Raw genomic sequence first — 20,084 nt, forward strand, 5'->3', positions numbered from 1 at the left:
GTCGAAGGCCGACCCCGACCGGACCACGCACACCCCAGAGGACCCCCCCCATGACCCACCCCTTCACCCCCGACCCCCGGGAGTTCGCCGACCGGACCGCTCTCGTCACCGGCGGCGCCTCCGGCATCGGCCTCGCCGTCGCCCACCGCCTCGCCCGCGGCGGCGCCGCCGTGGCCGTCGCCGACTTCGACGCCGAGAAGGCGGCCGCCGCGGTCGCCGAGCTGACCGGACAGGGCGCCCGCGCCCTCGCCGTACGCATGGACGTCACCGACGACGCCTCCGTCCGCGAGGGCGTCGAGGCCACCGTCGCCGCCTTCGGCGGCCTGCACCTCGCGGTCAACAACGCGGGCGTCGCCGGCGCCCGCGTCCCGATCGGCGAGACCCCCGCCGAGGAGTGGCGGCGCGTCGTCTCCACCAACCTCGACGGCGTCTTCCACTCCCTGCGCCACGAGCTCCCGGCCGTCGTCGCCTCCGGCGGCGGCGCCGTCGTGAACATGTCCTCCATCCTCGGCACCAACGGTTCCGCCGGCAGCGCCGCCTACGTCGCGGCCAAGCACGGCGTCGTCGGCCTCACCAAGACGGCGGCACTCGAATACGCCTCCCGGGGGGTACGTATCAACGCCGTCGGCCCCGGCTACATCGACACACCCCTCCTCGCCGGAATCGGCCGGGAGGCGTACGACGCCCTCGTCGCCCTGCACCCCGCGGGCCGTCTGGGCCGTGCGGAGGAGGTCGCCGAGCTCGTCGCGTTCCTCCTCTCGGAGCGGGCGTCGTTCGTGCACGGCAGCTACCACCTCGTCGACGGCGCCTACGCCGCCCGCTGAGCCACCGGAAAGAGCGAGAGCAGAGGACACACCGTCATGAAGGCACTCCAGTACCGCGCGGTGGGCGCCCCGCCCGAGGTCGTCACCGTCCCCGACCCGGAGCCCGGCCCCGGCCAGGTGCTCCTCAGGGTCACCGCCGCCGGCGTCTGCCACTCCGACATCGCCGTCATGAGCCGGCCCGCCGACCAGTTGCCCTTCCCGCTGCCCCTTACCCTCGGGCACGAGGGCGTCGGCACCGTCGAGGCGCTGGGCGCGGGCGCCGAGGGGTTCGCCGTCGGCGACCAGGTCGCCGTCTACGGCCCCTGGGGCTGCGGCGCCTGCTTCATGTGCGCGCAGGGCAAGGAGAACTACTGCCCGCGGGCCGCGGAGCTGGGTATCAGGCCGCCCGGCCTCGGCGCCCCCGGCGCCATCGCCGAGTACATGGTCGTCGACAGCCCCCGTCACCTCGTCCCGCTCGGCGGCCTCGACCCCGTGCGGGCCGCGCCGCTCACGGACGCGGGCCTCACCCCGTACCACGCCGTCAAGCGGTCCCTGCCGAAGCTCGTGCCCGGCAGCACCGCCGTCGTCATCGGCACGGGCGGGCTCGGCCACGTCGCCATCCAGCTGCTGCGCGCCATGACCGCGGCCCGGGTCGTCGCCCTGGACGTCACCGAGGAGAAGCTGGCCCTCGCCCGCGCCGTCGGCGCGCACGAGGCCGTGCTCTCCGACGCGTCGGCGGCCGCCGCGGTCCGCGAACTGACCGGCGGCCGGGGCGCCGAGGTCGTCCTCGACTTCGTGGGGGCGCAGCCCACGGTGACCTCGGCCGGCGCGATGGCCGCGGTCGAGGGCGACGTCACGATCGTCGGCATCGGCGGCGGCGCCCTGCCCGTCGGCTTCGGCTCCCCGGCGTACGAGGTCTCCGTGGCCTCCCCGTACTGGGGCACCCGGGCCGAGCTCATCGAGGTGCTCGACCTGGCCCGCGCCGGCGCCGTCGACGTCCACGTGGAGACCTACGCCCTGGACGACGCGCCGAAGGCCTACGAGCGGCTGCACGAGGGACGCGTCGACGGACGCGCGGTCATCCTGCCGAACGGCTGACCGCCCCGCCCGCCGGGTTCGGTCCGGACGGCGGAGGACGGGCGCGCGTGCCCAACTCCCCTGAGTGCGCGCCCGATCCCCTCGAACGGCCTTGCCCCGGCCCGTGCCGATCACGTAACGTCCTGCGACGTGAACACCGGACCGGCTATACGCCACACACGGACGGGCGACCCGGTGGACGACTGACGGCTCGGCGGATGCGGACGACGCATCCCCTCCGTTCGACACGAGGACCCCCCGGTGCGCGAGCACCGCGTGTCCCTTCCCCTGTCGAACAAGAGCGAGGTCATCCACATGTCAGTCACGTTCAACCACACCATCGTCGCGGCCAAGGACCGGCACGAGTCGGCGCGTTTCTTCCGGGAGCTCCTCGAACTGCCCGAAGCGCCCTCCTGGGGCCCGTTCGTCAACGTCCAGCTCCCCGACGGCGTACTGATCCAGTTCGCCGAGCCCCCGGTGGAGATCCAGATGCAGCACTACGCGTTCCTCGTCGACGACGAGCTGTTCGAGCGGGCGTACGGGCGCCTGTGCGCGCAGGGCGTCGAGCACTGGGCCGACCCGCAGATGCGGCGGCCGGGCGAGACGAACACCGAACACGGCGGCCGCGGGGTCTACTTCAAGGACCCCGCCGGCCACGCGATGGAACTGATCACCCGCCCGTACCTGTAGGAACCGCGCGCCGCCGGGCTCAGTCGAGGAACTCCCCGTCGCGCGCCACGACCACCCCGCCGTGGACGACCACGTCCCGGCGGGGCATGTCGACGACCACCTGCGGCAGGCACTCGCCCCGCACGAGGACGAAGTCGGCCGGCGCGCCCGGTGCGAGGTCGGCGTGCGCGAGTCCCATGACGTCCGCGCCGCCGTGGGTCGCGACCCGGTAGCACTCCGCCAGTTCGTCGTCGAGCCGCACGTCCGTCACCCAGCCGAGGATGTGCGCGCGGTGCAGCATGTCGGCGTCGCCGAACGGGCTCCAGGAGTCGCGCACGCCGTCCGAGCCGAGGCCGACCCGCACCCCGTGCTCGCGCAGCCGGGCGATCGGCAGCACCAGGGAGTCGGACGGCGCGACCGTGGTGAGGGCGATGTCCTGCTCGCCCAGGTCCGCCGCGACGGAGCCCAGTTCGCGGTCCGACAGGCCGGGCAGGCAGAAGACGTGGCTGACGGTGACCTTGCCGGCGAGGGAGAGGGCGCGGGTGCGGTCGATGATGCCGCGCATGGCCTTCAGGCCCGTCTCCCCGCGGTCGTGGAGGTGGATGTCCACGCCCACGCCGTGCCGGTCCGCGATGCCGAAGACGAGGTCGAGCTGCTCGTCGAGGGCGCGGTCGAAACCGATCGGGTCGATGCCGCCGATCATGTCCACGAGGCCCTCGCGCGCCGCGCGCTCCAGGAGCGCCGCCGTGCCCGGTGTGCGGACGACGCCGTGCTGCGGGAAGGCCACGATCTGGACGTCGAGGGCGTGGCGCAGCCGCTCGCGCGCCTCCGCGACGCCCTCCGCGCCCGCCAGACCGTAGGCCGGGGCCACGTCGGCGTGGGCCCGCATCGCCCGGGTGCCCCGGGCGACGGCGTGGCTCATCAGCCCGTACGCGCGTTCCGCGACGGGACGGCGCTGGGCACGGAACAGCTCCACGTCCTGGGCCACGTAGTCCGCGATGCCGTCCGCCGGCTTGCGCGACACCCAGGAGCCGCCCCAGGTCGTCTTGTCGGGGTGGATGTGCGCGTCCACGAGGGACGGCAGGGCGATGCGGCCGCCGCCCTCGACGACCTTCGCGCCGCGCGGCGCCGGGCCGGCCGAGATCCGGCCGTCGACGACCACCAGGTCCGTGGACCTCGCCGCGCCGAACGGGCGCACGTCGCGGAAGACCACGGCCTTCGCGCGGCGTCCCGCGGTGTGGGGAGCGGCGGCTTCGGCGGCCCCGGCCGCGCCCCCGGCGGCGGTGGTGCCGGCGGTGGCGGCCCGGGCCGGAACGGCCGTCGCGGCCGCCGAGGCCGTGGCCCCGGCCAGAGCGGCGGCCCCGGCCAGCATCGTGCGGCGGGAGAGCGCGCCGGGGGAAGACGGGGACGGCTGCATGGGGGCTCCTTCGGCGGTGGGGCGTCAGCTCCCTTTTTTGTATACCAAGCCGCCGGGAGTGAACAAGGAGGGTGATCGAGAGATCCCGAAAAGCCGGGTTGCAGAAGTGCTGACGCGCAAGAGGTAGGCGCTTCCGGTGGGGCTGGTATACAAATGCTTCAGGCGCCGAAGAGTGAGCGCAGCGCGACGGACCTGCTGTCGCGCACGTGCAGCAGCGTGCTCGCGGCCGCCGCCTCCGGGTCGCCGGCGGCGATGTGCCGGTACATCTCGGCGTGCTGCGCCCGCATGTGCGCGGGCTCCTCGCGCAGCCCGAACAGCAGCCGCAGCTGCCAGCTCAACTGCTCCATCGTGCGGACGAGCAGCGGATTGCCCGACAGCGCCACGACCTCCTCGTGGAACGCCGTGTGCGCCGCCACCTCACGGGCCCCCTCGTCCGCCGCCGCGGCCGACTCGGCCCGGCGCAGGGCCGCCTCCAGAACGGCCAGCCCCCCGACGCCGTCCGCCGCCACGGTCCGCGCCGCGAGCCGCGACGCCTGGACCGCGAGCGGTTCCCACACCTCGTACAGGTGCTCCACGTCGGCGCGCTCCAGCCGGCGCACGCGGACGCCGCTGTGCGGGAGCAGCTCCAGGAGCCCTTCGGCGACCAGGGCGCGCAGCGCCTCGCGCACCGGCACGCGGGACATGCCGAGCTCCTCGGCGACCTCCCGCTCCACCAGACGGGCGCCCTGCTCGTACCGCCGGTCGACGATCCGCCGGAGGACGGCCTCCCGCGCTCGTGCGCTGAGGGAGGCCGCACCGGCCCTGCCCGGGTCCGCCGCCTTGTCCGCCACCCCGTCCGCCCCTTCCGTCCCCGCGGCCCCCCGTCGGGCGCGTCCGGGGCGAGGATACGCCGGACCCCGGACGACCTGGATATTCACGTGCGCGCGGCCCGCCCCGGTGATGGGATCGGCCGATGCGACAGGAGACACCCGTGACGTCCGCGAAGCCGATGACCGTCGACCGGGGGCGGTTCGCGGACGCCGTCACCCCCTGGGAGGAAGAGGACTGGCGCGCGGCCGCCCTCGCGTGGGCGGAGCGGGCGCTCCACCGGCACGGTCTGCGCGAGACCGGGACCCGTGAGGTCAGGGTCCGCCCCTGGTCGATCCTCGTGCGCCTTCGCACCGGGCCCGGCGAGCGCGACGCGGTCTGGTTCAAGGCGGGCGCGCCGGACAACGCCTTCGAGGCCCCCCTCGGCGACGCCCTCGCGCGGTGGGTGCCCGGCCACGTCGTGACCCCGCTGGCGGTCGACGCCGAACGGGCCTGGTCGCTGCTCCCCGACGGCGGGCCCCTCTTCCGGCACGTCCTGGACGCGGGCGACGCGGGACCGGACTCCTGGGCGCGGGCCCTCGCCCAGTACGCGCGCATGCAGCGGGCGCTGACCCCGCACGCGGACCGCATGACCGCGCTCGGCGTGCCTGACGCCCGCACCGCCCGGCTGCCCGCCCTCTTCGACGGCCTCGTCGCGGACAACCCCACCCTGGACCCGGCCGCCCGCCGCGACCTGGCGGCCGGGCGCCCCCGTCTGCTCGACTGGTGCGCGGAGCTCGACGAGTACGGCGTTCCGGACTCGCTCGACCACTGCGACCTGCACGACGGCCAGGTCCTCGCCCCCGCCCCCGGCCGCTTCACCTTCTTCGACTGGGGCGACGCCGCCGTCGGCCATCCCTTCGGCAGCCTCCTCGTCCCCGCCCGCGCCGTCCTCGAACGGTACGGCCCCGGGCCCGTGGCGCGTCTGCGCGACGCCTATCTGGAGCCCTGGACCGACCTGGGGCCGTCCCTCCCGGAGCTGCGCCGGGCCGCAGCGCTCGCCACCCGCCTCGCCGCCCTCGGCCGGGCCGCGTCGTGGTTCCGCCTCTTCCCCAGCACCCCGACCACCGGCTGCGCCGAGGCGAGCGCCCACTGGCTGGGGGAACTCTTCAGCGCGACCACGGTGTTCGAGGACGCGGCGGCCTGAGGGCGCCGACCCGGGAAGGAGGGGGCCCGAGGGCCTGTTGTGTTGGTCCACCGGGTCGAGCCGCGCCTGTGGTACTGCCTTACGGAGACATCGTGATGTTTGTCCCGTAATGCCGTGAAAGGTGCCGCCCGTGTCGCAGGAAGAAGAGAGGCCGGAAGGCCGCCGGAAAGGCGCCGCACGGGCGAGGAGCCGGGGGCTGCCGGTGCTGCCCACCCTCCTCATCCGCTCCGACCGCCGCCACCACGCCCGTACCGACCGGATCGTGTTCGGGGTCACCGCCGTCCTCACCGTGGCCTTCGTCGTCTGGGGAGCCACGGCCACCGAGAGCCTGGAGGACGTCTCCAACTCCCTCCTCGACGGGCTGATCCGCGACGGCGGCTGGGCGTTCATGCTCGCCGCCTCCGGGTTCGTCGTCTTCGCGCTGTGGCTCGCCATCAGCCGCTACGGCCGGATCACCCTCGGCAGGGAGGAGGAGGGCCCCGAGTTCCGGACCGTGTCATGGATCGCCATGATGTTCAGCGCCGGCATGGGCATCGGCCTGATGTTCTACGGCGTGAGCGAACCGCTCGCCCACTACGGCACCCCGCCGCCCGGCACCCACCCCGTCGACTCGGCCGAGCGGATGCAGACCGCCATGGCCACCACGCTCTTCCACTGGACGCTCCACCCGTGGGCGATCTACGCCGTCGTCGGCCTCGCCATCGCCTACTCCAGCTTCCGGCGCGGCCGCCGCCAGACCATCAGCGCCGTCTTCGTCCCGCTGATGGGCGAGAAGCGGGCGTACGGCGGTCCCGGCCGGGTCATCGACATCCTGGCCATCTTCGCCACCCTCTTCGGCTCCGCCGCCTCCCTCGGCCTCGGCGCGCTCCAGATCGGCAGCGGCTTCGAGGAGCTGAACTGGATGGAGAAGACCGGCACCGGGCTGCTCGTCGCCATCATCGCGGTCCTCACCGTGGCCTTCGTCCTCTCCGCCGTCTCCGGCGTGGAGAAGGGCATCCAGTGGCTCTCCAACATCAACATGGTGCTCGCGGCGATCCTCGCCGTCTTCGTCTTCGTGGCGGGCCCCACCATCATCGTGCTCGACCTGCTGCCCACCTCGATCGCCGCCTACATCGGCGACCTGCCGCAGCTGGCCGGCCGCACCGAGGCGACCAGCGGTGACGACATCCACGCGTGGCTCGGCAGCTGGACCGTCTTCTACTGGGCGTGGTGGATCTCCTGGACGCCCTTCGTCGGCATGTTCATCGCCCGCATCAGCCGGGGCCGGACCGTCCGGCAGTTCGTCGGCGGAGTCATCCTGGTCCCCAGCACCGTCAGCCTGATCTGGTTCGCCGTCTTCGGCGGAACGGCGATGAAGCTCAGCGAGCAGGGCGAACTGGCCGCCGAGAGCACTCCCGAGGGACAGCTCTTCGGCGTCCTCCAGGAGTTCCCGATCGCCGGAGCCATGAGCCTCCTCGTGATGGTCCTCGTCGGGATCTTCTTCGTGTCCGGCGCGGACGCCGCCTCCATCGTCATGGGGACGCTCTCGCAGCGCGGCTCCTTCGAGCCCACCCGGCCCGTGGTGGTCTTCTGGGGCGTGGTGACCGGCGCGGTCGCCGCGATCATGCTCCTCATCGGCGATGGTCAGGGCGACGCGCTCGCGGGCCTGCAGAACCTCACCATCCTGGTGGCCGCGCCGTTCGTGCTCGTCATGATCGGGATGTGCGTGGCGCTCATGCGGGACCTGCGCAAGGACCCGCTCATCGTCCGCGGCGAGATGGGGGAGGAGGCCGTCGAACTCGCCGTGATCGCCGGACACGAGAAGTACTCCGGGGACTTCGAGCTGCGGATCGGGCCCGGCGAGCCGGAGCAGGACGGCCGCTGACGGAGGGCGGTCGCCGCCGGAGGACGGGGGGCCGGGAGTCGGGGGCCGGTAGACAGGAGCCGGAAGCCGGAAGCCGGAAGCCGGAAGCCGGAAGCCGGGAGCCGGAGGTCAGGCGCGGCCCGCGGCCTTCTGGCTCCTGCGCGACAGCGAGTCGACGACCACGGCGGCCAGCAGCACCGACCCCGTGATCATGAACTGGACGGCGTTGCTGACTCCCATGATGTTCATGCCCGACTGGATCGACCCGATCACCAGGGCGCCGAGCAGCGCCGACCAGACCGAACCGCGCCCGCCGAACAGGCTCGTGCCGCCGATGACGGCCGCGGCGATCACGTTCATCAGCAGGTTGCCGCCGCCGGAGGTCTGGCTCGCGGACTGGATCTGCCCGGCGAGGAAGAGACCGCCGATCGCCGCCATGGTCCCGGCGATCGAGAACACCGTCATCCGGACGAACGCCACGCCGATGCCCGCCCGGCGCGCGCCCTCGACGTTGCCGCCCACCGCGAAGACCCGCCGGCCGTACGTGGTGCGCCGCAGCACGAAGTCCAGGACCACCAGCAGGACCAGGAAGACCAGGAGCGCCAGCGGCAGCCCCTGGTACCGGTTGAGGACGTACGCGGCGGCGAACGCGAGCGCCGCGAGGAGGAGCGCGCGCAGCGCGATCTCGGCTACCGGCCGGGACGGCACCCCGGCCGTCCGCCGCCGCCGGGCGTCCAGCAGCGAGGCCGCCAGGAAGAGCCCGACCCCGACGGCCGCGGTCGCGTAGGCGGCGACCGGGCTGTGGAAGACGGTCGAGTACAGCTCGGCGACGACGCTCTCGGCCGGGATGTTGACCGTGCCGCTCGTGCCCAGGATCTGGAGCATCAGCCCGTTCCAGGCGAGGTTGCCCGCCAGGGTGACGACGAAGGCCGGCACGCCCACCTTCGCGAAGAAGAACCCGTGGATCAGCCCGACGGCCGCGCCGCCCGCCACGGCGACCAGGAGCGCCAGCCACTCGTTCATGCCGTTCAGGACGTTGAGCACGGCGAAGACCGCGGCGCACAGACCGCTCACCGAGCCGACCGAGAGGTCGATCTCGCCGAGCAGCAGGACGAAGACGATCCCGACCGCGATCATGCCGGTGCCGACGATCTGCTGGCTGAGGTCGGAGAGGTTCTGGGCGGAGAGGAACGTGCTGTCCAGGCTGCCGAACACCGTCCAGATGATGATCACGGCGAGGACGACGGGCAGGGACCCCAGCTCCCCGCCGCGCAGCTTGCGCCGGAACTCCCCGAGGTACCCCCTGACGCCCTCTTCGCGGACCAGGAGGCGGGTGTCCACGGCGGGCACGGCGCCGGAGGCCGGTTCCTGGGAGGCCCTGTCGACGTCTTCGGAGGGGCGGTCCCGGTCCCGTTTCACGACTCCTCCCGCTTGCGGTCCCGGCGCCGGGTGACGGCGCTGTCGGTGGCGCCCGTGATGGCGGAGACGATCTCCTCGGTGGTCGTCGAGCGCCGGTCGAAGAAGCCGTTGTTCCGGCCGAGGCGCATCACGGCGATCCGGTCGGCGACCGCCATCACGTCCACCATGTTGTGGCTGATCAGGATCGTCCCCAGGCCCCGGTCGCGGAGCCGCTCCACCAGGTCGAGGACCTCGGCGGTCTGCTCCACCCCCAGGGCGGCGGTGGGCTCGTCCAGGATCACGACCTTGGGGTCGCCGATCAGCGAACGGGCGATCGCCACCGTCTGGCGTTGCCCGCCGGAGAGGGACGCCACGGGGATGCGGACGCTCGGGATGCGGATCGACAGCGTGTCGAGCAGCTCGCGCGCCCGCCGGTCCATGCGGACCTCGTCCAGGACCCCGAACCTGCGCAGCTCGCGGCCGAGGAACAGGTTGGCGACCACGTCCAGGTTGTCGCACAGGGCGAGGTCCTGGTAGACGGTCGCGATCCCGAGGTCCTGGGCGTCGTGGGGCCGGGTGAGGGAGACCGGCCGCCCCTCCCACGCGATGACGCCCTCGTCGGGCGGGTTCACCCCGGCGATCGCCTTGACGGCGGTGGACTTGCCGGCGCCGTTGTCGCCGACGAGCGCGACGACCTCGCCCGGACGGACCTCCAGGTCGAAGTCCTTCAGGGCCTGGACCGCGCCGAACCGCTTGGAGACCCCCCGCAGGGTGAGCACGGCTGGCTCCGGCAAGGGAACCGCCTCCTCCGTCCGTCCGCCCGCCCGTGTGGGGAGCGGAACGACTCGCGACTACTGGAGACCGGCCTCCTTGCAGGCGGCCGCGTAGGTCGGGGTGCAGATCTCCCGCACCGTGTAGAGGCCGTCCTTGACGACGGTGTCCTTGATGTTGGACTTGTCGACCACGACCGGCGTCAGCAGCGAGGCGGGGACCTTCTGGCCACTGCCGCTGGTGACGGTGGTGGGGGTCAGGTCGGACGGGATCGGCTTGCCCTCGGCCAGGTTGACGGCCATGGTGGCGGCGATGTCCGCCTCCGGCTTGTACGGCTTCTCGACCGTGATGGTCTGCGTGCCGAGCAGGATCCGCTGGATGGCGTCGAGCTGCGCGTCCTGGCCGGTCAGCGGCACGTTCATGCCCGCCGCCTTCAGGGCGGTGGCGATGCCGGCGGCCAGCCCGTCGTTGGCCGAGTAGACGCCGACGATCCTGTCCTTGCCCAGCGCGCTGATGGCACCGGACATCTGCTGGTTGGCGTTGTTCGGGTCCCAGTTCGGCGTGTCGTACTCCTTGCCGATCTTCACCTTGCCGTCCAGGACCGCGTGCGCGCCGGCCTTGAACTCGGCGGCGTTCGGGTCCGTCGGGGACCCGTTGTGCATCACGATCTCGCCGCTGCCCGCCTTGTCGCCGAGCGCGTCCAGGAGCGCCCTGCCCTGGAGCTCGCCCACCTTGCGGTTGTCGTACGAGACGTACGCGTCGACCGGGCCCTGCGCGAGGCGGTCGTACGCCACGACCTTGACGCCCGCGTCGTGGGCCTTCTGCACGGAGGACTGGATCGACTTGGCGTCCACGGCGTCCAGGATCAGCACCTTGTCGCCCTTGGCGAGCGCCGTGTTCACCTGCTGCTGCTGGGTGGTGGCGCTCTCGGCGGCGTTGTAGTAGTCGATCTGCGCGCCGGGCGCCAGCTCCTTGATCTTCGCCTCGATGTAGGGGCGGTCGAACTTCTCGTACCGGGTCGTCTTGCTCTCCGGGAGCAGCAGCCCGATCCTGACCTCGTCCTGCGCCGCGGCCGGCTGTGCCGCTCCAGTCGTCGCCACCGTGCCCAGGGAGAGGGCAGCGGCTCCGGCGAGGGCGATCGCGCCGCGCAATGTACGGCTCATGGAAGGCTCCTTCCGTACGCCCCTCCTCCCGCACCTCGTGAGCGCGGGAACACCGGGGGCACACATGGCCTACATATCGACATTAGCCGCAACCCGGTGACCGGCAAGCGGGTGGGGCGGCGCCCGCGGCGACCCGGCCGCCCGCGAGCACGGTCCGGCGGCCGGTCAGACGGGGGAGCCGCCGGGACCGGAGACGGGACCGGAGGCGGGGCCGGCGGTCAGGTCGGTGGCCCGCAGCAGCCGCAGGAACGCCTTCAGACCGGTGATGATCTCCTCGTTGTCGGTGAGCCGGTTCACCGTCGCCTCGAACTCGCGGGCCAGGGCCGCGACGCCCCGGTCGGTCCGCTCGGCGCGCTCGTGCGCGGAGAGCCCGACCGCGTCCACGGTCCCGCGCAGCTCCGCCAGGGCCCGGTACTGCTCCTCCGCCTTGTCCTGGAGCACCGCGGCACCCGCTTCGAGCGCGGCGACCCGCTCCCGCAGCGCCACCACGTCGTCCCTCGGGTACGTCACCTCCCTGAGCAACGTGCCCAGCCTGCCGCGCAGTTGCCCGAAGTACGCGCCGGCCGGCCGGAAGGCCGTGCTCAGCAGGAAGAACCCGGCGCACCAGTACACCGCCTCCCGGCCGGTCGCGACGGCGACGGCGAGCACGGCGGCCGCCGTCGCCACGTGCCCGGCGACGGCCACCCGCAGCATCACGCGCGCGATCCGCCCCGCCTCCGCGTCCCGCTCCCCGGAGACCACGAGGCCCCTCTCGCGGCTGACCGCGATCTCGGCGAGGACCGCGTGCGCCCGGAAGTACAGGTTCCACGGCGCCGTCAGGAGCAGCAGGAGCCAGAGCAGCCCGAGGACGCCCGCCCCGACGGCGAGCACCGTCCCGGGCGGCGCCCCCACCGCGTACGCCAGCACCAGCGCCCCGACCGCGAGTCCCGCCACCACGAACGCGCCCACGACCTTGCCCATGCCGTCCCCCTCCGGACCGGTGCACGAGAACGGGTGCACGCCCCGCGGCCATGGTTCCGCCGGAGCCGGGCCCCGGCATGAGTACGGCTACTCAGAAACGGGCCCGGTCCTCCGTGCACACCGCCGGAGGACCGGGCCCGTGGTCCGGGAGGCGCGCACGCGCCGGCCGTCAGGCCAGGACGACCGGCAGGTCGAAGAGGTCGTTCTGGGTGACGACCGGCTTGTTGCGCAGCTCCTCGCGCGGCACGGCCAGCCGCAGCTCGGGGAAGCGCGCGTACAGCGCGGGCAGCGCCACCGAGGCCTCCAGGCGGGACAGCGCCGCACCCGGGCAGACGTGCGGACCGTGACCGAAGGAGATGTGCCGGTTCGGCGTGCGGGTCACGTCGAAGTCGCCCGCCGTCGGACCGAACTGCGTCTCGTCCCGGCCGATCGCGCCGAACGACACGATCAGCCCCTCGCCCTTGGGCAGGACCCGGTCGCCGACCTCGATGTCCTCGGCGGCGAACCGGATCAGGACGTGCGAGGTCGGCGTCGACCAGCGCAGGGTCTCCTCGATCACGTTCTCCCACGGCACCTCGCCCTTGAGCACCAGGTCGCGCTGCTCGGGGTGGGTGCTCAGGGCGACCACGGCGTTCACGATCAGGCTGATGGTCGTCTCGTGACCGGCGGCCACCATCAGCTGGAGGGTGTTGGTGATCTCCTCCGTGGTGAGCCGGTCGCCGTCCTCCGACGCCTCGATCAGCGCGCTCGTGAGGTCGTCGCCGGGCGCCTCCTTCTTGCCCGCCACGATCCCCCCGAACAGGGCGCCCAGGTCCGCCATCATCCGCGGCACCTCCTCGGGCGGGGTCTGCGTCGAGAAGAACTTGTCGAACAGCTCCTTCATCCGCGGCTGGTCGGCCTGGTCGACGCCCATCAGCTCGCAGACCACGTTCATCGGCAGCGGGTACGCGAACTCCGCCTTCAGGTCCACCGTCTCGCCCGCGGGGCGCTCGGCCAGCCGGTCCAGCATCTCCGTGGTCAGGGCCTCGATGCCGGCGCGCAGCCGCTCCACCCGGCGCGCGGTCAGCGCCTGCGCGACCAGGCCGCGCAGCCGCCGGTGCTCCTCGCCGTCCACGGTCAGCATCGACTTGCCGGGGTTGGCAAGACCGATCAGCGGCCAGTCCAGCGGTATCTCACCGCGCTGCCAGGCGCCCCAGACGTCGATGTCCTTGACCAGCCGGGGGTCCGTGAGCAGCTTCCGGGCCTCCGCGTGGTGGGTGACGGCGAAGCAGGGCACCCCGCCCGGCAGGACGACCCGGGCGAGCGGTCCCGCGGCGCGCAGCCGGGCGCTCTCGCCGTCGAGGTCGGTGACGAACGGGTCCAGGTCGATGACGCCGGTGCCGGACGCGGCGGTGTGGTCGTACGGGCAGCTCATCCTAGGGCTCCAAGGGCGGGGGTCGGGGTGTAGGTCACGGGAAGCGCGGTCAGGCCGCGCAGCCAGGGGGAGGGGCGGCGGGCGAGGTCCTGCGGGGCCACCGCGAGGTCCACGTCAGGCAACCGGTCGAGCAGCACCTCGATGCCCGTCCGGGCGATGGTCTCGGCGACCTCCTGCGCGGGGAACGGGCAGCGGTGCTCGCCGTGCCCGAAGGACAGGTAGGCGTTGTTGCCGCCGGTGAGCGCGCCGGAGTCGGCCCGCACGTGCGGGTCGGAGTTGGCGGCGGCCAGGCCGAGCAGCAGCAGGTCCCCGCCGCCGATCCGGCGCCCGCCGAGGTGGGTGTCGCGCGAGGCCCACCGCCCGGCGACGTTCTGGGTGGGGGTGTCCTCCCAGAGGACCTCGTTCATCGCCTCGCCGACGCTGTGCCGGCCGCCGGACAGCGAGGCCGCGAACCGGTCGTCGGTGAGCATGAGGCGCAGCGAGTTGCCGATCCAGTCGGCGGTGGGCTGGTGGCCGGCGGCCATCATCACCATGAGGTCCTGGGCGATCTCCTCGACCGTGAAGCCGGCCGTGTTGCCGAGCATCCGCGAGGCGACGTCGTCGCCCGGCGCCTCCGCCTTGGCGGTGAGCAGCCCGAACATCGACTCGCCCAGGTGGCGCTGGCCCTCCAGGGCGCCCTCCTGGCCGTTGATCATGTCGTTCATGGCCTTGACGAGCCCGGGGCCCTGCTCGTCGGCGAAGCCGTAGACGCTGGCGAGGACCCGGACCGGCAGCAGCATCGCGTACTCGGCGATGAGGTCGCAGGAGCCCTTGCCGCACAGCGTGTCGATCAGCTCGTCGGCGAACCGCTCGGCGCGCTGCCTCAGGACGAACGGGTCGATCGCCTCCAGGGCGCCGGAGACGACGTCCGCGCGCTCGCGGTGCCGCTCGCCGACGGTGTAGAGGATGGACGGCTGCTTGCGGCCGATCATGGGCAGCAGGGGCCAGTCCGCCGGGATGTGGTCCCACTGGTTCCACAGGTCGGAGTCGCGCGAGAAGAGCACCGGGTCGCTGGTGACCTGGTGCAGTTCGCGGTAGCCGAGGACCAGCCAGGCGGGCACGTCCCCGTCCAGGACGACCGGGGCGACCGCCCCGTGCTCGCGGCGCATCTGCCGGTACAGCTCGGTGGGGTCGGTCTGGAACCGGGGTCCGCCCAGCGGGACGGGCCGGGGCTCGGAGTGGGGCACGGGGCAGGTCACGGGGCGGGCTCCGGGATGGGCTGCGGTGTCGGGTCCTGGGCGACGACGGACTGCAGGTGCTCGACGAGCGTGATCAGGACCTGCTTGCTGGACTCGCGCGACCGGGCGTCGCAGAAGACCAGCGGGACCCCGTCGGAGAGGTCGAGGGCCTCGCGGATCTGTCCGGCGGTGTGGGCGGGGCCGCCGAAGTCGTTGCAGGCGACGACGAACGGCGTGCCGTGGTGCTCCAGGCGGTCGATCGCGTACCAGGAGTCGGCGAGCCGGCGCGTGTCGACGAGCACGACCGCGCCGAGCGTCCCGGAGAACAGCCGGTCCCAGAGGAACCAGAACCGCTCCTGGCCGGGCGCCCCGAACAGATAGAGGATGTTGTGGGCGTCCAGCGAGATCCTGCCGAAGTCGAAGGCCACGGTGGTGGCCGTCTTCGCGGCGACGCCGACGGTGTCGTCGACGCCCTCGCCCGCCTGCGTCATGGTCTCCTCGGTGTTCAGCGGACGGATCTCGCTGACCGAGCGCACCAGGGTGGTCTTGCCGACGCCGAAACCGCCGACGACGACGATCTTCAGTCCGTTGTCGGCGGTGCTGTGCAGGGTCTGGCGCTGTTCAGAGGTTACGGAGTCCAACGAGCACCTGCTCCAGGATGTCGTGATCGGGAAGGCGGTACGACGCGCGGGGGTGCCGTGCGCTGATCCGGCCGGTGTCGTGGAGGTCGGCCAGCAGGATCCGGGTGATCGACACCGGCAGGCCGAGACCGGCCGCCACCTCCACCACCGCCGTGGGGAAGCGGCACATGCGCAGGATCGCGGCGTGCTCGGACTGCATGCCGGGGGCCGGGTCGCTCTCGGCGACCACGAGGGTCACCAGGTCGAAGGCGTCGGACCCGGCACGGCTGCGGCCGCCGGTCAGGGTGTAGAGCCGGTCGGGGGAATCGTCCCTGCCCGGCCTGGATCGGCTCATCCCCGGGGCCTCGCGACCAGGTACTCGCCCAGTTGCTCGACCAGTTCGGACATGTTGTGGCCGACGAGCCCGGCGTCGGCGTCCTCGTCGGCGACGAGGGCGAGGTGGGCGCCCTCGCCGGCCTCCACGATGAACAGGATGCCGCCGTAGAACTCGGCCATCGCGGAACGGACGCCGCCCGTGCCGTCGCCGAACTCCACGGACGCACCGTGCGACAGGCTCTGGATGCCGGCGGCGATCGCGGCGAGCTGGTCCGCCTGGTCGACGGAGAGCTCGGGGGTACGGCAGAGCTTGAGGCCGTCACGGGAGAGCACCAGGGCGTGTCGGGTGCCCGGGGTGCGTTCCAGCAGGCCCTCCAGGAGCCAGCTGAGCTTCTCGTCGGTGGTGGTGCCGGTCATTTACGGGGTGCCTTCCGGGTGCGGGGAGTTCGAGGACGGCGACGTCCGGGGGGCGGACGTCCGGCCGGCCTGGTCGGACGGGGCGGGCGGGACGGCGGGGGAGCCGTCCTTCGCCGGGGAGGACTCGGTGTCGGCGTCGGGCCGGTCGGCGGCGTCGCGGACCGCCCGGCGGAAGGTGCCGAAGCGGGACGCCGCCCCGGCCGCCGCGCCGCTGCGCGGGGCCGCCGCGCGGGGCTTCGCGGCCTCGTCGGGCCCCTCCGGGTGGGCGGCGGCGAGCGCCCGGCCGCGACGGCGGCGCGGCAGGCCGCTCTCGCCGAACTGCGGGTGCTCGCCGGTGCCCTCACCGGCGTCGTCGTGGGCCGTGTCGGGCTCGTGCACGGTCTCGGGCTCCCGTACTCGTGCGTCGGCGGGGGAGGGCGCCGGGGCCTCGGCCGGTGCCCGGTCGGGCGCGGGCGCGGACAGACCGCGGCCGGACACGGGGGGCAGGACGGCGCCGGGCGCGGCCCGCGTCTCCGCCGGGACGTGGCTGATCAGGTCCTGCGGCAGCATCAGCAGGGCGCCGGTGCCGCCGCGCGCCGAGGGGCGGAACGACACGGTCAGACCGTGCTTGCGGGCCAGCCGGCCGACGACGGCCAGGCCGAGCCGGGTCCCGGACAGACCGGCCAGGTCCTGGTTCTCCGCGCTCACGGCGGCCTCGGCGCGGCGCAGCTGGACGTCGCTCATCACCAGGCCGCTGTCCTCCACCGCGACGATGACGCCGGCGGGGACCTCCTCCACGTAGACGTGGACCTCGGCGGTGGGCGGCGAGAAGTTGGCGGCGTTGTCCATGAGTTCGGCCAGGGCGTGCATGACGCCCTCGGCGGCGTGGCCCGCCACGGCCGCGTCGCTGCTGGAGTGCAGCCGCACCCGCTGGTAGCCGCCGATCCGGCCCATGGCGCCGCGCAGGATCGACTCCATGACGATCGGGCGGGCCCAGCGGCGGCCGGAGCGCGCTCCGGTCAGCACGGCGATGGAGTCGGCGAGCCGGCCCGCCTGGGCGGTGCGGTGGTCGAGGTGGAGGAGGTCGGTCAGCACGTCCTCGTCGGCGTGCCGGTGCTCCATCTCCCGCAGGTCGGCCAGCATGCTGGTGGCGAGCGCCTGCATGCGGCCGGCCGCGTTGGCGGCGGCGGCCATGGCGGCGGACCGGCCGGACTCGGCACGGCGCAGCCTCTCCTCCAGGCGCGCGACGTCGGCGGCCCGGGTCCGGGCCAGCTCCGCCGTCTCGGCCGCGTGGGCGCGGACCAGGTCCTCGGTCCGGGCGGCGCGGGCGGCCTCGGCGGCCGCGGTGTCCGCCGCGTACCGCTCCCTCAGGGCGGCGGTCTCCCGCTCGGCGGAGGCCGCGGCCGCCGAGGCGTACGCCTCGCGGGAGGTGAGTTCGGCGGTGAGGGTCTCGACCCGGCGGCCGCGGGCGCGCGAGGTGCGTCCGTACCAGGTGACGGCGAAGGCCGAGGCGGCGAGCAGCAGGACGCAGCAGACGGCGAACCAGGCGAGCGCGGGACGGACCCCGGCCGGCGCCGCGGCGGTCGCCGCCGCGGCGAGCGCACCACCTGCGGCGGCTGTCAGCAACGAGGCGAGCAGGGCAGGGCGGAAGGGGGTGGACGGCGCCGACATCAACCAGACTCTCGAGAACGGGCACGCGGGAAGGGAGTCGCAACGACGGCACTATAGAGGCGAGATTGATCAGTTAGGAACTCGCCTGATCAGATCAGTACCAAGTAAAGGTTCAACTGTCCCATTTATGCGATCAAGAGTGATCGAATTTACTCAGGGTTCACCGAAGTCCCGGCCCGCGCCCGCTCCCTGTCGGACGCTCAGGCCGTCGGAAGCTCAGGCACCGGCCGTCAACCGTCGAGGTACTCGACGTGCAGGCTGCCGGGCACGTGCCGACGCGTCCGCCCCCGGCCCCACGGCCCCGGAGCGAACTCCACACAGAAGTGTCCCGACTCCGGGTGGCGACGCGCGTGGGAAGGAGCCTGCTCGACGAACCGGCGCAGCGCGGCGCCCTGTTCGCGGAACGCGGTGGAGCTGCCGACGACGAAGAGGGTGTGCGCGGCGATGTCGAAGGCGAGGTGGTCGCGGTACGTCCGGTGGCGCTGCCGCTCGTGGTCGACGGCGTCCCCGTCCGGGAGGTCGTCGTCCGGCAGGGAGACGGTGCCGGGCACGCCCGCACCGAGCCGCGCCCTGACGCCCTTCCACGCCGAGGGCGGGAACTGCAGGCTGTGATGGACCAGCACCAGGTCGAGGGCGACCGGTTCGACCTCGCCGGCGCCGTCGTGGGGCGCCGGATTGCCCCGGAGGGGCAGGTACACCAGCGACCGGGCGGACCGGGCGGCCAGCGCCCACAGGGCGGCGAGCCGCTCGGCGCCGTCCCGGTCGGCGTACATCGACAGCCAGTGCCCGTCGTCGCGCAGCGCCGGCCCCGTCGCGTCCGGCCCGGGGGCCGACCGCACCACCCGGACCTCGCGCCCGTCCAGACCGACCCTGTGCACCCGTACCCGCTGTTCCACGTCTCCCCTTCGGACCGCCGTCGCCGCACCCTACGCGGAGCCGCCGGGCCGGGGCTCCCGATTTACGGCCCGCGCGGTCGGCGCCGGTCCCAGGGGGTGTCTTGTCGATCGGGCGCCGCGAGCCCGGCGTGATCGACAAGACACCCCCTACCGCTCGCGCGCGACGAACGCGGGACGCAGGGAGTCGTCGACCGGATCGTAGTAGCGGTGGAACACCGGGGTGGTCGAGCCGGAGACGGGCGGGACGATCCAGCTCCAGTCGGCGGGGGTCGGCCTGCCGTGGCGGCTCTCCCGGTCGATGTGCCGGAGGAACCGCTCGGACTCCGTGTGGTGGTCCGCCATCGTCACCCCGGCCTCCTCGAAGGAGTGCAGCACCGCCACGTTCAGCTCGACCAACGCCCGGTCCCGCCACAGCGTCCGCTCCGAGGAGCGGTCGAGGCCCAGCCGCTCCGCGACCACCGGCAGCAGGTCGTAGCGGTCGGTGTCGGCCAGGTTCCGGGCGCCGATCTCCACCCCCATGTACCAGCCGTTGAACGGCGCCGCCGGATAGCGCACCCCGCCGATCTCCAGCAGCATGTCGCTGATCGCCGGCACCGCGTACCAGCGCAGGCCCAGCTCCGCGAACCACGGATGGTCCGGATGCCGCAGCGGCACCTCCATGACGCACCCGTCCGGCAGCTCGTACCACTCCGGCCGCGCGTCCGGACGCTCCCGCACCATCAACGGCAGTATCTGGAAGGGGTCGTCGCTCCGCTTCCACCCCAGCTCGCGGGCGCGCGCGGTCGGCTCCGCGCCGCGCGGGTCGCCGGCCCAGCGCCCCCCGGGGGTGCGGTGTCCCGCGTAGCGCACCAGCTGGTCGTTGACGATCCGGGGCCCGGGGCGGCCGGGCCGGTCCGGCGCGAAGACCGAGACCACCGGCCGGATCCGGCCCTCGTTGCCGGCCAGCCGCAGATGCTCGAAGCAGGCGTCGGCGATCCCGTCGGCCGAGGTGACGTGCCGCAGGTCGCGCACCACGAGGCCGCGCCAGTAGAGCCTGCCTATGCAGCGGGCCGCGTTGCGCCACGCGACGCGGGCGCCGAAGGCCAGCTCGTCCGTGGTGTGTTCGTACGTGCCGGTCCGGTCGATCTCGGCGAGGACCTCGCGGACCCGGCGCTCCGCGTCACCCGCCCGCGGCTCCTCCTGGTGGAACTGCCGGACGAAGCTCTCCGCCTCCCGCCGGTCGGTGACGTGCGGCGCCGCTTCCCGCGGTCGTGGGAGCCCCTCCGGGCCGGGGACGGAATCGGACGTGAACGGACAGACGCCGACGGGGGCCGGCTTCCGCCGGCGCAGCAGACTGAAGACCAAGGTGTTCCCTCCTGGCCCCCATGACTACCCCATGTGTTCGCGCGTGTGTGGAGAGTGTGCGTACTTCGTACGGGAACGGTGCCGCGCTGGTATCGT

At 73.5% G+C, this 20,084-nt stretch carries 19 protein-coding genes; 5 read left to right on the plus strand and 14 right to left on the minus strand.

Features of this window, described 5'->3' with window-relative positions; translation table 11 throughout:
* Positions 1-50: 50 nt before the first annotated feature.
* From ADL08_RS27125 to ADL08_RS27135, 3 genes are all read left to right on the plus strand, one after another.
* Positions 51-824, plus strand: a complete 774-nt coding sequence (locus tag ADL08_RS27125) for an SDR family NAD(P)-dependent oxidoreductase (protein ID WP_053647499.1) — start codon at positions 51-53, stop codon at positions 822-824.
* Between the two features lie 36 nt (positions 825-860).
* The gene (locus tag ADL08_RS27130) at positions 861-1,901 is read left to right on the plus strand and encodes an NAD(P)-dependent alcohol dehydrogenase (RefSeq protein ID WP_053647501.1); all 1,041 of its coding nucleotides are present in this window, start codon (positions 861-863) and stop codon (positions 1,899-1,901) included.
* Positions 1,902-2,195: 294 nt separating this feature from the next.
* Positions 2,196-2,570: a VOC family protein gene (locus ADL08_RS27135; RefSeq protein WP_053647546.1), complete on the plus strand. Its 375-nt coding sequence runs from the start codon at positions 2,196-2,198 to the stop codon at positions 2,568-2,570.
* 19 nt (positions 2,571-2,589) lie between these two features.
* Here the strand turns inward: ADL08_RS27135 and ADL08_RS27140 are convergent, their stop codons facing one another.
* Positions 2,590-3,966, minus strand: a complete 1,377-nt coding sequence (locus ADL08_RS27140; RefSeq protein WP_053647503.1) for an amidohydrolase — start codon at positions 3,964-3,966, stop codon at positions 2,590-2,592.
* Between the two features lie 158 nt (positions 3,967-4,124).
* Positions 4,125-4,796, minus strand: coding sequence for a GntR family transcriptional regulator (locus ADL08_RS27145; RefSeq protein ID WP_053647504.1), 672 nt, complete (start codon positions 4,794-4,796; stop codon positions 4,125-4,127).
* A 140-nt stretch (positions 4,797-4,936) separates the two neighbouring features.
* Between ADL08_RS27145 and ADL08_RS27150 the strand changes: the two genes are divergently transcribed.
* Complete coding sequence (locus ADL08_RS27150; RefSeq protein ID WP_234352276.1) at positions 4,937-5,959, plus strand: phosphotransferase; 1,023 nt, start codon at positions 4,937-4,939, stop codon at positions 5,957-5,959.
* A 202-nt stretch (positions 5,960-6,161) separates the two neighbouring features.
* The gene (locus ADL08_RS27155; RefSeq protein ID WP_234352277.1) at positions 6,162-7,823 is read left to right on the plus strand and encodes a BCCT family transporter; all 1,662 of its coding nucleotides are present in this window, start codon (positions 6,162-6,164) and stop codon (positions 7,821-7,823) included.
* A gap of 108 nt (positions 7,824-7,931) precedes the next feature.
* Here ADL08_RS27155 and ADL08_RS27160 read toward each other — a convergent pair whose 3' ends face one another.
* The 12 genes from ADL08_RS27160 to ADL08_RS27215 all read right to left on the minus strand — a co-directional run bounded on the left by ADL08_RS27160 (position 7,932) and on the right by ADL08_RS27215 (position 19,988).
* Positions 7,932-9,221, minus strand: coding sequence for a sugar ABC transporter permease (locus ADL08_RS27160; protein ID WP_053647506.1), 1,290 nt, complete (start codon positions 9,219-9,221; stop codon positions 7,932-7,934).
* Complete coding sequence (locus tag ADL08_RS27165) at positions 9,218-9,994, minus strand: ATP-binding cassette domain-containing protein (protein WP_078968469.1); 777 nt, start codon at positions 9,992-9,994, stop codon at positions 9,218-9,220. The genes ADL08_RS27160 and ADL08_RS27165 overlap by 4 nt, the downstream gene beginning before the upstream one ends.
* A gap of 57 nt (positions 9,995-10,051) precedes the next feature.
* The gene (locus tag ADL08_RS27170) at positions 10,052-11,134 is read right to left on the minus strand and encodes a substrate-binding domain-containing protein (protein WP_053647510.1); all 1,083 of its coding nucleotides are present in this window, start codon (positions 11,132-11,134) and stop codon (positions 10,052-10,054) included.
* Between the two features lie 165 nt (positions 11,135-11,299).
* The gene (locus ADL08_RS27175; RefSeq protein ID WP_053647552.1) at positions 11,300-12,094 is read right to left on the minus strand and encodes a hypothetical protein; all 795 of its coding nucleotides are present in this window, start codon (positions 12,092-12,094) and stop codon (positions 11,300-11,302) included.
* Positions 12,095-12,263: 169 nt separating this feature from the next.
* Positions 12,264-13,508 carry a cytochrome P450 family protein gene (locus ADL08_RS27180; RefSeq protein WP_053647512.1) on the minus strand — a complete coding sequence of 415 codons (1,245 nt, stop codon included), beginning with the start codon at positions 13,506-13,508 and terminating at the stop codon, positions 12,264-12,266.
* The gene (locus ADL08_RS27185) at positions 13,505-14,746 is read right to left on the minus strand and encodes a cytochrome P450 (protein WP_053647513.1); all 1,242 of its coding nucleotides are present in this window, start codon (positions 14,744-14,746) and stop codon (positions 13,505-13,507) included. The genes ADL08_RS27180 and ADL08_RS27185 overlap by 4 nt, the downstream gene beginning before the upstream one ends.
* Complete coding sequence (locus ADL08_RS27190; protein ID WP_053647516.1) at positions 14,743-15,366, minus strand: GTP-binding protein; 624 nt, start codon at positions 15,364-15,366, stop codon at positions 14,743-14,745. The genes ADL08_RS27185 and ADL08_RS27190 overlap by 4 nt, the downstream gene beginning before the upstream one ends.
* Positions 15,347-15,700: a DUF742 domain-containing protein gene (locus ADL08_RS27195; RefSeq protein ID WP_053647518.1), complete on the minus strand. Its 354-nt coding sequence runs from the start codon at positions 15,698-15,700 to the stop codon at positions 15,347-15,349. The genes ADL08_RS27190 and ADL08_RS27195 overlap by 20 nt, the downstream gene beginning before the upstream one ends.
* On the minus strand, positions 15,697-16,098 hold the full coding sequence (locus tag ADL08_RS27200) for a roadblock/LC7 domain-containing protein (protein WP_030690508.1): 402 nt from the start codon (positions 16,096-16,098) through the stop codon (positions 15,697-15,699). The genes ADL08_RS27195 and ADL08_RS27200 overlap by 4 nt, the downstream gene beginning before the upstream one ends.
* Positions 16,099-17,748, minus strand: a complete 1,650-nt coding sequence (locus ADL08_RS27205) for a sensor histidine kinase (RefSeq protein WP_063885363.1) — start codon at positions 17,746-17,748, stop codon at positions 16,099-16,101.
* 230 nt (positions 17,749-17,978) lie between these two features.
* Entirely contained in the window at positions 17,979-18,644 is a 666-nt protein-coding gene (locus ADL08_RS27210) for a hypothetical protein (protein WP_053647521.1), read from the minus strand.
* A gap of 147 nt (positions 18,645-18,791) precedes the next feature.
* Positions 18,792-19,988 (minus strand): nitric oxide synthase oxygenase, encoded by a 1,197-nt coding sequence (locus ADL08_RS27215; protein WP_234352278.1) that lies wholly within the window; start codon positions 19,986-19,988, stop codon positions 18,792-18,794.
* Between the last annotated feature and the right edge of the window lie 96 nt (positions 19,989-20,084).

This window comes from Streptomyces sp. NRRL F-6492 (genome assembly GCF_001280125.1).
GTDB lineage: Bacteria > Actinomycetota > Actinomycetes > Streptomycetales > Streptomycetaceae > Streptomyces.